Source organism: Gardnerella sp. KA00718 (assembly GCF_049244285.1).
GTDB lineage: Bacteria > Actinomycetota > Actinomycetes > Actinomycetales > Bifidobacteriaceae > Bifidobacterium > Bifidobacterium vaginale.
This window is the reverse complement of record NZ_CP058370.1, coordinates 954,148-967,402: the sequence shown is the minus strand read 5'-3', so window position 1 is coordinate 967,402 and position 13,255 is coordinate 954,148. Positions and strand designations below refer to the sequence as shown.

Below are 13,255 nucleotides of genomic sequence, written 5' to 3'. Positions count from 1 at the left end.
CCTATTCTTCCGCAACCAAATCAAGATAGTCATCACTCCACAAATCTTCGTCACCGTCTGGCATAAGAAGAACTCGTTCAGGGTTTAACGCAAGAACTGCTCCTTCATCGTGAGTAACCAATACAATAGCGCCTTCGTATTTTGCAATGGCTTTAAGAATTTCATCTCTAGAAGCTGGATCTAAATTGTTAGTAGGCTCATCGAGCAAAAGCACGTTTGCTTTTGAAGTTACAAGAGTTGCCAAGGCTAGACGAGTTTTTTCGCCTCCCGAAAGCACTTTAGCTGGCTTCATTGCGTCATCTCCAGAAAATAGGAAGCTTCCTAGCATAGATCTTGCTTGAGTGTCATTTAAATCTGGAGCAACATGCTGAAGATTTTCTAATACTGTCGCATCTAAATCCAAAGTGTCGTGTTCCTGAGCAAAATAGCCAATCTTGCAGCCATGCCCATAGTTTACGCTGCCAGTATCTGCACTTTCTTCTCCAGCTAGAATACGTAAAGTGGTTGTTTTACCAGCACCGTTATATCCGAGAATAACAACTCTTGAACCTTTATCTATAGCCAAATTTATGCCAGCAAATACAATATTGGATCCATAAGCTTTTGAAATATCTTCAGCCATAATAGGTGTTCGTCCGCAAGGAGCAGGTTCTGGAAAACGAATATCTGCTACTTTCTCGCGACTTTGTGCTTCGCTTGTTTCACTTAACAGACGTTCAGCCCTACGCATCATGTTTTGAGCTGCTACTGCTTTTGTTGCTTTTGCATGTAAACGAATACCTTGTTTCATAAGGCGTTCAGCTTTTTTTTCAGCTACTTCTCGTTCTCTGCGCCTGCGTTCTTCGTCTACAACGCGTTGATGTAAGTATGCTTTCCAACCCATTGAATACATGTCTATTTGAGCCAATTGTGCATCTAAATGCCAGACTTTATTTACAACCTCATCTAGCAATTCTGTTGAATGGGATATTACTAAGAATCCACCAGAGAATTTTTTCAAATAGTTTCTCAGCCAAATTATAGAATCTGCATCTAAATGGTTGGTAGGCTCATCTAAGATCAGCGTGTCTGCATCGGAGAAAAGTATTCGTGCAAGTTCAATTCGTCTACGTTGACCGCCAGATAGAGTTCCAAGAGCTTGCTTCATAATTTCTTGTGGAAGCCCAAGGCTGTTTGCCATCGATATTGCTTCCGATTGAACAGCGTATCCACCAGCTTTTTCAAAGTCTTCAATGGCCTTATCGTAGCGATTCATGGCTTTCGTCATAATATCTGGATCTGGATTCGTCATCTCTTTTTCTGCTTTTCGTATACGAGATACGATTGATGAAATGTCGCGAGCGCTCATAATCCTATCTAACGCGCTTTGTTCTGGGTCTGCTGCATGAGTATCTTGTGGTAGATACCCCAATCCACCGCTTACTCGTACAGTTCCGTCAGCAGGGAGCATTTCTCCTGTTATTACTCGTGTAAGAGTTGTTTTTCCAGCTCCATTCCTTCCAACTAAGCCGATTTTGTCGCCTTTTGTTACATGAAAGTCGGTAGGGTTTAATAGCGTACGCGCACCAATTTGTATAGTTAATCCTTGTGCGTCAATAGCCATTTGCACCCACTCCTTAAAATAATGCTTTAATCTGAATATCTTCAAAATGTGTTAGCCAAACTCACGATTATACAGTTAGGCTTGCATAGTTTTTGCTAAAGGATTTTATCTTTTATTTTTCTATGTATTTCGACAACACGCAGAAAATTATCTACTTCGAACAAGTGTTCTATAATTAATTGTATTGTATAATTAGTGCTCAATCAATAGTGAGTTTGGTGCAAAGTCTTGATTCTTAAAATAGCTCTTAGGGAGGCAGAATGCAAAGCAAATCAGATTATTCGCAAAACATGCAATTACCTTTATCCCAAGATGCAATTTTAGATAACAAAAACCATGAATGCACTAAAAAAGCTGACATCTTGCAATCTATGCTCGACTCTGCTCAGCCTGTAAAAGATAATGATAATTTAGTATATGATTTGTCTTCTGTTCCTTCAGATTTAAAGATAACCATACAAGGAGCTAGAGAGCACAATTTAAAAAATGTTAGTTTACAATTGCCTAGAAATCGTATGATTGTTTTTACTGGATTGTCAGGATCTGGTAAATCTTCTCTTGCTTTCGATACTCTTTTTGCAGAAGGTCAAAGGCGTTATGTGGAATCCTTAAGCGCGTATGCCAGGCAATTCCTTGGAAGAATGGATAAACCAGATGTAGATTTTATTGAGGGATTAAGCCCAGCTGTATCTATTGACCAAAAAACTACTAATCGTAACCCTCGTTCTACTGTTGGAACAATCACAGAAGTTTATGATTATTTAAGGCTTCTTTTTGCTAGAGTTGGAATTCCTCATTGCCCTAAATGTGGTGAGCTTGTCAGTGCTCAAACACCACAACAAATGGCTAATTCTATACTTTCTTTACCAGAAAGAACAAGATTGCAGATATTAGCACCTGTTGTTAATGGCAGAAAAGGCGAATTCAAAGATACAATTACTCTTCTTAGATCAGATGGTTATTCGAGAGCACTTATAGATGGCCAGATGAAAGAACTTTCTGAAGATATTACTTTAGAAAAACAGAAGAAACATACAATCGAAGTTGTAATAGATAGATTAATTATAAAAGATGGCATACGTACTCGTTTGACTGATTCTATAGAAACGGCTCTGAAACTTTCTAAAGGAGTTGTTATAGCTGATTTTGTAGATGAATCTGTTGATTCTAAAAACAGGCGCCGAAGTTTTTCTGAGCACAGAGCTTGTCCTAACAATCACCAGCTTAATTTATCAGAAATAGAGCCTAGAACATTCTCATTCAACGCTCCTTATGGAGCGTGCCCTGATTGCTCAGGAATAGGATATAACTTAGAAATTGACCCTAATCTTGTTGTGCCGAATGTAGAAAAATCACTTAACGAAGGCGCGATAGAACCTTGGGCACTAAATAAAGCTGCAGGAGAATACTATAGGCATGTACTACAAGGGCTAAGCGTTGAACTTGGCTTTAGTATGGATACACCATGGTGTGAATTGTCGAAAGATACGCAAAATTCAATACTTTATGGGCATGATTTTGAAGTAAAAGTATCTTATAAAAATCGATGGGGAAGACAGAGGGAATATTCAACAGGATTCGAAGGCGTAGTGCGCACTCTTATGCGCAAGCATGATGAAACAGACTCAGATCAAATGCGCCAATACTACGAGTCGTACATGCGAGAAGTTCCATGCTTAACATGTAACAGTAAACGATTGCGTCCAGAAGTCTTAGCAGTAACAATAAACTCATACTCAATTGCAGACGTATGTGATATGCCAATAGAAAAAAGTCTTGAATGGATTAATTCTTTAAAACTAGAAGGATCAAGCAAGATAATTGCTAAAGAAATTGTAAAAGAAATCAAGGCAAGATTAGGATTCTTAAATGATGTTGGCTTAAATTATTTAACTCTTTCTAGAGCCGCAAAAACACTTTCAGGTGGAGAGGCACAAAGAATAAGACTGGCGACTCAAATTGGATCTGGACTAGTTGGAGTCATGTACGTTCTTGACGAGCCTTCAATAGGATTACATCAAAGAGACAATGAGAAACTCATATCAACATTGCACAATCTTCGCGACTTAGGTAACACACTTATAGTTGTTGAACATGATGAAGATACAATTCGACAATCCGACTGGTTAGTAGATATTGGACCCGAAGCTGGAGAAAACGGTGGAGAAGTAGTATATTGCGGACCAGCAAATCACATAAAAGATGCAAAACGTTCAATAACAGGAGACTATATTGCAAAAAGAAAATGCATAGAAATTCCTAAAAATCGTCGAAAAATAAATAAAAATCGTTTACTAACTATTGTTGGAGCAAAAGAACACAACCTTAAAAATATAGATGTACAAATACCTTTAGGCGTATTTACTTGCATAACAGGAGTATCTGGATCTGGAAAATCTAGTCTTATAAACTCGATACTCTACCCAGTTTTAGCAGATAAACTAAACGGCGCTCGCATTGTTCCAGGGCTTCATAAACGAGTTGATGGTATTGAAAATTGTGACAAGGTTGTTCACGTAGACCAAAATCCTATCGGTAGAACGCCAAGATCAAATCCTGCGACTTACACTGGTGTCTGGGACAAAATACGTACACTCTTTGCTCAAACACCAGAGGCAAAAGTTAGAGGTTATGGTCCTGGAAGATTCTCGTTTAATGTAAAAGGCGGAAGATGCGAAGCTTGCAGCGGAGACGGAACGCTGAAAATTGAAATGAATTTTTTGCCAGATGTATACGTACAATGTGAAGAATGTCATGGGAAAAGGTACAACAGAGATACTCTAGACGTAACGTATAACGGTAAAACCGTTTCAGACGTGCTGAATATGCCAATTTCTGAAGCTGCTGTATTCTTTAAAGCATATCCATCCATTTCAAGATATTTGGATACTCTTGTACAAGTTGGTCTTGGATATATTAAACTCGGACAAAGTGCTCCAACATTATCTGGTGGAGAATCACAAAGAGTAAAGCTTGCTACAGAGTTGCAAAAACGTTCAACTGGCAAAACTGTTTATATTCTTGATGAGCCTACAACTGGATTGCACTTTGAAGATGTTCGTAAACTTTTAAGCGTTCTTCAATCTTTGGTAGATAAAGGCAATACTGTAATAGTTATTGAACACAATCTTGATGTTGTAAAATGCTCGGATTGGATTATTGATTTAGGACCAGAGGGAGGAGACAAAGGCGGCGAAATAGTAATCACTGGCACTCCAGAAGAAGTTGCAAAATCGAAAGAAAGTTGGACGGGCAAATTCTTAAAGCCTATGCTCAAATCTTAAAGGAATATAGTTAAATAGTATTTCTATGAAAGGAGGTGAACAGAATGGAAATTGTGAATAATAACATAGATATCAAAGAAGATGTTATAAGCAGTCAAGGCAAATGGAAGAAAACTCACCTATATAATTGTGATATAAGTACTACTGACATTTTGAACAATTCAGTTAAAAATAATTTTGGAGCATCACTTTTAGGCGACACGAGAGACTTATTTAGACCAAAAACTTCCGATATTCCAAATCAACCGGGAGTATACAAGTGGAGAGATGAGAAGGGGAAAGTAATATACGTTGGAAAAGCAAAAAGTTTAAGAAATAGGTTGTCTAATTATTTTCAACCGTTAAATCAGCTTCATCCTAGAACTCAGTCGATGGTTTTAACAGCTCGAAGCTTAGAATGGACCGTCGTAAACACTGAGCTTGAAGCTTTAACACTAGAATACACGTGGATTAAGGAGTTTAATCCACGTTTTAATGTTGTCTTTAAAGATGATAAAACATATCCATATCTTGCCGTATCTGTGAATGATGATTTTCCAAGAGTCTGGATCACAAGAAATAGGAATTCTAAATCAACTATATACTTCGGTCCATATGCGAAAGTGTGGCAGCTAAGGCACAGCCTAGATTCTTTACTTAAGACTTTTCCTGTAAGAACGTGTAGACAATCCGTTTTTGTCAAAGCTCATAAAACTGGTAGACCTTGTCTTCTTGCAGCTATTGGAAAATGCTCTGCACCTTGCATTGCAAAAGTGGATCGTAAAACTCACAGACATAATGTTGAACAATTAGTAGGTGTACTAACTGGTTCTATAGGTGATTCTTACATTAACGATTTAACAAGAGAAATGAAAGAATCCAGCGATAATCTTGATTTTGAGAATGCTGCAAAAATAAGAGATAAAATAAACATTTTTAAAACCGTTATGCAACAAAATTCTGTTGTTTTTGACGAGAACGTTGAAGCAGATGTTTTTGGTTTTAGTGGAGATTCTCTAGAGGCATGCGTTCACGCATTCTTTGTTCGCGAAGGCTTATTGCGAGGAGAGAAAAATTGGCAGGTTGAAAGAAGCGAGGACATTAGCGATGCAGATATAATAGCGAATTTGCTTATGCGAGTTTATTCAGAATATGAATCAAATAATAATTTGCAATATGAAGACTCTTTGAAAATAGAGCAATCAAGAAATGCATTGCAGATTGACTTGGAGAATACCAAGAGTAAATATATTGACTCAGCGTATCGTGCAAAAACCACAAAAGAGCGTAAAAAAAGGCAGGAATCAACAGGAAGGGGAGATTTACTAGACCCAATTACCCCAATCCCTAGAGAAATAATCATTCCTTTTGAAATATCACAGAATCAATGTGAAAATTTGGAAAATTGGTTAAGCAAATTGCGTGGATCTAAAGTTAGCATTAAGGTTCCTGAACGTGGCGATAAACGAAATCTTATGAATCAAGCAAATGATAATGCTAAACAATCATTAATGAGACTGAAGTCCAGCAGAATCAGCAGTTTAGATGCAAGAAGTAGCGCCATGAACGAGGTTGCCGATGCTCTTGGAATGAGCGAATCTCCTTTGCGTATTGAATGTTATGATATTTCCAATACGGTAAATGGAGAATATCAGGTTGCATCAATGGTTGTATTTGAAGATGGTATTGCTAAACCTAGCGAGTACAGAAGATTCTCCATAAAAGGGTCTGATGGCAACGGAAAACTTGATGATTTGAGCGCATTGTATGAAACTATTTCTAGGCGTTTTAAGCACACAAGTAGTGGCGATGTAGATGATGATTACGGAGAAAATCTTGAAAAATCAAAATATAAAAAATTCGCTTATACGCCTAATCTTATAGTTGTTGACGGGGGTAGAGAACAAGCCAGAGCAGCACAAAAAGCTATGATAGATTGTGGAATAAAAAACATAGTCGTATGCGGTTTGGCTAAAAAGCTTGAAGAAGTTTGGCTTCCTAATAATGAATACCCAATTATTCTTAAACGAAGCTCCCAAGGATTATATTTGCTACAGAGAGCTAGAGATGAATCGCATCGTTTTGCTATAACTTATCATAGGCAGAAACGAAGAAGAGCCATGTTAAATTCGTCACTAGACTCGATTCCTGGTATTGGAGAGTTTTACAAAAAACGTCTTCTTTCCGTATTTGGTAGTGTTAAGAAATTAAAAGATGCGAGTGTTGACGATTTACAAAAGGTTTCTGGAATCGGTCAAGCTAAAGCTAAATCTATTTACGAATCATTGCATAAGTAACACTGATATTCAATAGAAATATCTTATAAATTAGTTAAATAATTTTCGGCATGTTGATTCGTCATGATAAGACACTAGCCTTGTAAGTATGTCTCAGGAAATTGAAATAGGATTGGGCAAAAAAGCCCGAGTTGCTTACTCACTTGACGATATTGCTATACTACCTTCTCGTCGTTCTCGCGACCCGCAGGCTGTTTCTACGTCCTGGCAAGTCGATGCTTATAGTTTTGACGTACCAGTGATTGCTGCGCCAATGGATTCTGTTACTAGCCCAGATACGGCTATTGCAATGGGTCAGATGGGCGCCTTGGGTGTACTTGATTTGGAAGGTTTATGGACTCGTTACGAGGATCCAGAACCACTTCTAAAGGAAATTTCGGAGCTTCCAAACGAAATTGCTACGAAGCGTATACAAGAAATTTATTCTGAACCAATTAAGCCTGAACTTATTGTTAAACGTTTGCGCACTATTCGTGATTCTGGAGTTACTGTTGCAGGTGCTCTTTCCCCTCAGCGCACTCAGGAATTCTACTCTACTGTGTTAGAAGCTGGAGTAGATCTTTTTGTTATCCGTGGAACAGCTGTTAGTGCAGAACATGTTTCTAAAGATCATGAACCACTTAATCTAAAGAAATTTATTTATGATCTTGATGTTCCAGTTATTGTTGGAGGCTGTGCTGATTACACTTCGGCTTTGCATTTAATGAGAACTGGTGCAGCTGGAATTCTCGTAGGTTTCGGTGGAGGTGCAGTTTCTGCAACTATGAATACTCTTGGTGTTCAAGCTCCTATGGCAACTGCAATCTCAGATGTTGCCGAAGCTCGTCGTGATTATATGGATGAATCTGGCGGAAGGTATGTTCAAATTATTGCAGATGGCGGAATGGGAACATCTGGCAACTTTATTAAGGCTTTGGCTATGGGGGCAGATGCAGTCATGCTTGGAACTCCTTTAGCACGAGCAACCGAGGCTCCAGGACGTGGAATGCATTGGGGAGCAGAAGCTCGCCATCCATCTTTGCCACGCGGAATGCGTACGAATGTTGGAACTGTTGCTCCGCTGGAGAATATCTTGTTTGGTCCAAGTCATATGGCAGACGGAAAAACAAATTATGTTGGTGCGTTAAGGCGCACAATGGCATCCACTGGGTATGTTGATGTTAAGAGTTTCCAGCGTTGTAGTGTTGTATTTAACCCATTCCATCAGGATGTTCGGTAATTTTTAATACTATTTGTTTACTTCCTTGTGAGCTTAAAACTAAAAATTTAAGTGCACAAGGAAGTAAAAACTATAATGTGCATAACTTAACACTAAATAATCCTTGATTTTTCAACAAAAATCGAGGATTTAATTTTATTTATGCACACTTAGAAATAATACTTTGAATTTTTGAAATAAGTTGTATGCTTTATTTAAACCTTTGCTAGACATTGGTTTTAAATTAAAAATACAAAAAATAAAATAAGGAATTTAAAAATAGAAAATGGGATAAGTAACAAATTTTAACGGGAAAGAGCAGGAAAATGAATAATACTCTTGGTACCATAGTCAGCGATAACTATGACGAAAATGATGCATTCTGGGAAGTTGTAAAAAACGACTTTGCTGCAAATGATGATCATCCTACGTTCAAGTGGAATGATCGCAAGCCATTGCCAGTATACGAAGGTTCATTCCCAGTGGGTTCTTCGCATTTTATGGCAACATATCATGTATCATCATGCTTTAATAATTCGGCAGATGAGGAATTGTACTTAGACCTCGCTTTAATAGCGTGCAAAGTAGCATGTATTGCTAGTGACATTTCTAGAGGAAGACCGATATCGTCACAAATGCGTAAGGTTCTTAGCGAAGAATGTATTTTTAAGCTTGAAAACATGTGGTATCTAATATCTCAATGTTTCTCAGACAAACACGATGAATATACAAGTTGGCAACTACGTTGCAAACCGACTATGCCAAGAATGATAAATGGAATGCTAATTAGTCCAACTCGTTTTGAGGCAGTTGTTTTATTTTCTATTGGAAGCTTAAATTATTGTGCGTCTTTGGCATTTAAATCTCAAAACGGGAGTTGGATATGTACATTAGTTGACTTGGGATGATTGGTAGGAAATATACTAGCCTTTAAATTCCATTGTCAATTAAATAATAGTTAAATACAAAAATATGACTCTTCTGGTTTAGGTAATCATTATTAATTTGCTTCTAATTATCTAACCAGAAGAGTTTATTTGTAAAAACCACCAATTTTAGGTTGACATTTTTGTACGACTTTCGTTTGTGTCGTGTTAGATATACCGTACAATTAAGACTATGCTGCGAGAATTTGCTGTAGAGGTCATTCACCCAACAAATGACGGTGACACAATTTATTCACTGCTTGCCAATAGGGCAATGCGAGATCCACAAGGCGTAATAGCCCAATGGCAAGACGATGATACTCGTCAATGGCATGATGTTACTGCATCTGAAATGCTATTAAAAGTTCGTGCAACAGCTAAGGGGTTGATTGCTCTTGGCGTTGAACGAGGAAGCAAAGTTGTTATTTATTCCCCAACCTGTTATGAGTGGGGCGTTGCGGATTTTGCTTGCGCTTGCATTGGTGCTGTAACCATTCCGATTTACGAAACAGATTCAGCAATTCAAGCTGCTGAAATTATTTCTGAAGTAAAACCTGTGATAGCTTTTGCAGGTGATGATGAACATGCACAGTGCTTAGAGCGAGTTCGCCAAGACAATAAGCGTATGTCTTTAAAGACTATTTTTAACTTTAAAGCTGCTGGAATAGACGCAGTGATTGATTTCGGAAAATCAATCAGCGACGACGAGCTTAATAAAAGCATATGTCAAGTAAAAGCTGATGATTTAGCGACTATTGTATACACCTCTGGTTCAACTGGAAAACCAAAGGGTGCAATGCTTTCTAATAGGAATTTTACGCATATTGTGTATGCAGCTTATGACGTTTTAAATGATATGCTTTATAAGCCAAGTAGACTATTGCTATTCCTTCCGTTAGCTCATTGCTTTGCCAGATACATACAGTATGTGGCAATAGGTTCTCACGGTGTTATTGGATATGTGCCAAGTGCAAAGCATTTATTAGCAGATTTGCGTAGTTTTAAACCTACATATTTGCTTGGAGTCCCAAGAGTGTTTGAAAAGGTTTATAATGCTGCGTCTCAAAAAGCTGGAGCAGGTATACGCGGTAGGATTTTTGCAAAGGCTGTACAACATTTTATTGAGTGGTCTAAAGATGAAGTTGAAGGTAGAACACACTCAATTTATGCAAAACTTCAGCATGACTTTTATATGAAAACTGTTGGATCTTCCATACGATCTGCTTTGGGACCTAATTTATCATGGCTAGCTTGCGGCGGAGCTCCAATAAACGCTGAGCTTGCTCATTTCTTTAACGGGTTGGATGGAATAACCTTTATTCAAGGTTATGGAATGACCGAAACAGCAGCTCCTTGTGTTGTTAATTTTGAGCATGCTAATCAAGTTGGTTCTGTGGGTCGCCCTGGTCCTGGAATTACTATCCGTATTGCAGATGATGGAGAAGTCCTTGTAAAAGGTCCTAACGTTTTTATCGGATATTATGATAAGCCAGATCTTACTTCGGATGTTATTGACGAAGATGGATGGCTCCATTCTGGAGATTTAGGCGAGATCGACGATGAAGGATTCTTGTCTATTACTGGTAGAAAGAAAGATATTATTATCACTGCTGGTGGAAAAAATATAAGTCCAGCGCCTTTGGAAAGTATTATCTCTAAGTGTCCTCTCGTATCTCACGCAGTAGTTGTAGGAGACGGTAAGCCATTTGTTTCCGCTTTGATTGAGGTTGAGCCAGATATGGTTCGTTCTTGGCTTAAGAGTCAAGGAATGGATGAAAATCTTTCTATGAGTGCTGTTGCGGAAAACGATGCTATTCGTTCTGTTGTACAACAGTTTATTGATCAGGCAAATAGCACTGTTTCTAGGGCTGAGTCTATTCGTAAATTTATTATTTTGGATGAAGAATTTTCACAAGAAACTGGCACTTTGACTCCAAGCATGAAAGTTGTGCGTCCTAAGGTTTTGAAGAGGTATTGTGATCTTATAGAGAATCAGCTTTATGCTCCAAAACCAAACAGTAGACCATTACCTGCTACAGTTAAGATTTTAGATAAGACAACTGAGACTGTTAAGCAAGCGCAAGAAACTGTTAAACAGGCTCAAGAAGCGGTTACTCCTAGAGTTAAGCAAGCAATCGATCAGGCTGCTACTCATCTGAAACGTTTTGGTGAGGATTTGCCTACACAGGTTAATGTAAAAGATCAGCATACTGAATATGCTGAGAAGAATAATAATTCTAACGACAAAGAATAGTTATTCGAAACTAAATTAGCTATAAAACTTTAAATAGGCTGATTAAAATTGCAATTTTAATTACACTAAGTCTTGTATAATTGCATTGCATTTTTAATTAGCCTTTTAGAATTTTTAAGGAAGTACTGTGACTATTAGACAGATTCGCATTGTTCCAGATCCTGTTCTTCGAACACCATGTGATCCAATTCGTGAGATTACTCCAGCAGTTAGAAATCTCGTAGAAGATTTATTAGAGACTGTAAACGATCCAGGAAGAGCAGGTCTTAGTGCAAATCAAATAGGTATTAGCCTTAGAGCGTTTTCATACAATATTGAAGGTCATATTGGCTATATTCTCAATCCTGTTATTGAAGAATTGAGTGGTGAACAATATGGGGATGAAGGTTGCTTGTCCGTTCCAAGATTATGGTATAAGACTCGCAGGGCAGATTATGCTAGGGCTAAAGGCATTGATTTAGACGGTAAAACTATTGTTCTAGAGGGCAAGGGTTTAATGGCTCGTATGATTCAGCATGAGTGTGATCATTTAGATGGACACGTTTATTTGGATCGTTTAGAGAAAGATGTTAGAAAACAAGCTTTGCGCCAACTTCGTAATGGATTATCTAAATAATATCTAAATGAGAACTAGCAACAACTATAGTATTAGTTTGTATTATTTATTTAGTATTAAGCGTCTGATATGATTATCTTTTGCGTGTCCATTGAGCATGAATGTTGTCGCGTTATATGATTGCTCGTTTTTTATTGTCTACTCGGATACGCGAATACGCGCCATGTACGCGTCCGTTCGTGTCGGTCGGCTTGGATTTAGACATATGTTATCCAAGTTGCATGCGAACAGGCATGGCCAGGCAAGAACCGACAAGAAAGGTATATAGATATGGCACAGATTACCATGAGTGAAATGCTGAAGGCAGGTTTGCACTTCGGACATCAGACTCGTCGCTGGAATCCAAAGATGAAGCAATTTATTCTAACCCAGCGCAATGGTATTCATATCATCAATTTGTTCAAGTCGCTCGACATGATCGACAAGGCTTATGACTTCATTAAGCAGACTGTTGCTCACAACGGTACTGTTTTGTTCGTGGGTACCAAGAAGCAGGCTCAAGAAGCTGTGCAAAATCAGGCTACTCGTGTGAACATGCCTTACGTGAGCGAGCGTTGGCTCGGCGGTATGCTGACGAACTTCCAGACTGTTTCCACTCGCGTAAAGCGTCTCAAGGAACTTGAGGAAATGGACTTCACTGATGTTCGTGGAGCTGGTTTGACTAAGAAGGAGCTTTTGCTTCTTGAACGCGAAAAGGACAAGCTTTCCAAGCAGCTCGGCGGTATTCGCAACATGAACCGTACTCCTTCGGCAATGTTTGTTGTTGATATTAACAAGGAAGCTTTGGCCGTTGAAGAAGCTCACAAGCTTGGTATTCCAGTTGTGGCAATCGTTGACACCAACACTGATCCAGACTCTGTTGAGTATCCTATTCCAGCAAATGATGATGCAATTCGTGGTGTCGAGCTTCTTACTAGCTTGATGGCTGACGCTGTTGCAGAAGGTTTGCTTGAACGTGCTGGAAAGGGCGCAAAGTCCGAAGGTTCTGACGCTCAGCCAATGGCAGCATGGGAAAAGGAACTACTCACTAAGGAAACTGAACAGTCTGAAGACGAAGCCAAGGCTGAATAAGTCTGTTGGCGGTTAATGAGGAGAACA

General features: G+C 38.6%; 8 protein-coding genes. 7 read left to right on the top strand and 1 reads right to left on the bottom strand.

Annotation, left to right across the window (positions count from 1 at the left end):
• Position 1: 1 nt before the first annotated feature.
• The gene (locus tag HXT55_RS03860; protein ID WP_421792516.1) at positions 2-1,603 is read right to left on the bottom strand and encodes an ABC-F family ATP-binding cassette domain-containing protein; all 1,602 of its coding nucleotides are present in this window, start codon (positions 1,601-1,603) and stop codon (positions 2-4) included.
• Between the two features lie 260 nt (positions 1,604-1,863).
• On the opposite strand from HXT55_RS03860, the gene uvrA reads away from it, so the two are divergent.
• From uvrA to rpsB, 7 genes are all read left to right on the top strand, one after another.
• Complete coding sequence (gene uvrA / locus HXT55_RS03855; RefSeq protein WP_421792514.1) at positions 1,864-4,887, top strand: excinuclease ABC subunit UvrA; 3,024 nt, start codon at positions 1,864-1,866, stop codon at positions 4,885-4,887.
• Between the two features lie 44 nt (positions 4,888-4,931).
• Positions 4,932-7,163, top strand: a complete 2,232-nt coding sequence (gene uvrC / locus HXT55_RS03850; protein ID WP_421792512.1) for an excinuclease ABC subunit UvrC — start codon at positions 4,932-4,934, stop codon at positions 7,161-7,163.
• A gap of 88 nt (positions 7,164-7,251) precedes the next feature.
• Complete coding sequence (locus HXT55_RS03845; protein ID WP_004115105.1) at positions 7,252-8,382, top strand: GuaB3 family IMP dehydrogenase-related protein; 1,131 nt, start codon at positions 7,252-7,254, stop codon at positions 8,380-8,382.
• Between the two features lie 305 nt (positions 8,383-8,687).
• On the top strand, positions 8,688-9,269 hold the full coding sequence (locus HXT55_RS03840) for a hypothetical protein (protein ID WP_004117869.1): 582 nt from the start codon (positions 8,688-8,690) through the stop codon (positions 9,267-9,269).
• A gap of 211 nt (positions 9,270-9,480) precedes the next feature.
• A complete protein-coding gene (locus HXT55_RS03835) occupies positions 9,481-11,541 on the top strand; it encodes an AMP-dependent synthetase/ligase (protein ID WP_285067347.1) in 2,061 nt (686 codons plus the stop codon).
• Between the two features lie 127 nt (positions 11,542-11,668).
• Complete coding sequence (gene def, locus HXT55_RS03830) at positions 11,669-12,157, top strand: peptide deformylase (protein WP_004115099.1); 489 nt, start codon at positions 11,669-11,671, stop codon at positions 12,155-12,157.
• 270 nt (positions 12,158-12,427) lie between these two features.
• On the top strand, positions 12,428-13,228 hold the full coding sequence (gene rpsB / locus HXT55_RS03825) for a 30S ribosomal protein S2 (protein ID WP_421792508.1): 801 nt from the start codon (positions 12,428-12,430) through the stop codon (positions 13,226-13,228).
• Positions 13,229-13,255: the final 27 nt, after the last annotated feature.

Bases quoted from the DNA above. Each gene is read 5' to 3' on its own strand.
- uvrA (WP_421792514.1), top strand. From the start codon at position 1,864: ATGCAAAGCAAATCAGATTATTCGCAAAACATGCAATTACCTTTATCC.
- HXT55_RS03860 (WP_421792516.1), bottom strand. From the start codon at position 1,603: ATGGCTATTGACGCACAAGGATTAACTATACAAATTGGTGCGCGTACG.
- HXT55_RS03840 (WP_004117869.1), top strand. From the start codon at position 8,688: ATGAATAATACTCTTGGTACCATAGTCAGCGATAACTATGACGAAAAT.
- uvrC (WP_421792512.1), top strand. From the start codon at position 4,932: ATGGAAATTGTGAATAATAACATAGATATCAAAGAAGATGTTATAAGC.
- HXT55_RS03845 (WP_004115105.1), top strand. From the start codon at position 7,252: ATGTCTCAGGAAATTGAAATAGGATTGGGCAAAAAAGCCCGAGTTGCT.
- HXT55_RS03835 (WP_285067347.1), top strand. From the start codon at position 9,481: ATGCTGCGAGAATTTGCTGTAGAGGTCATTCACCCAACAAATGACGGT.
- rpsB (WP_421792508.1), top strand. From the start codon at position 12,428: ATGGCACAGATTACCATGAGTGAAATGCTGAAGGCAGGTTTGCACTTC.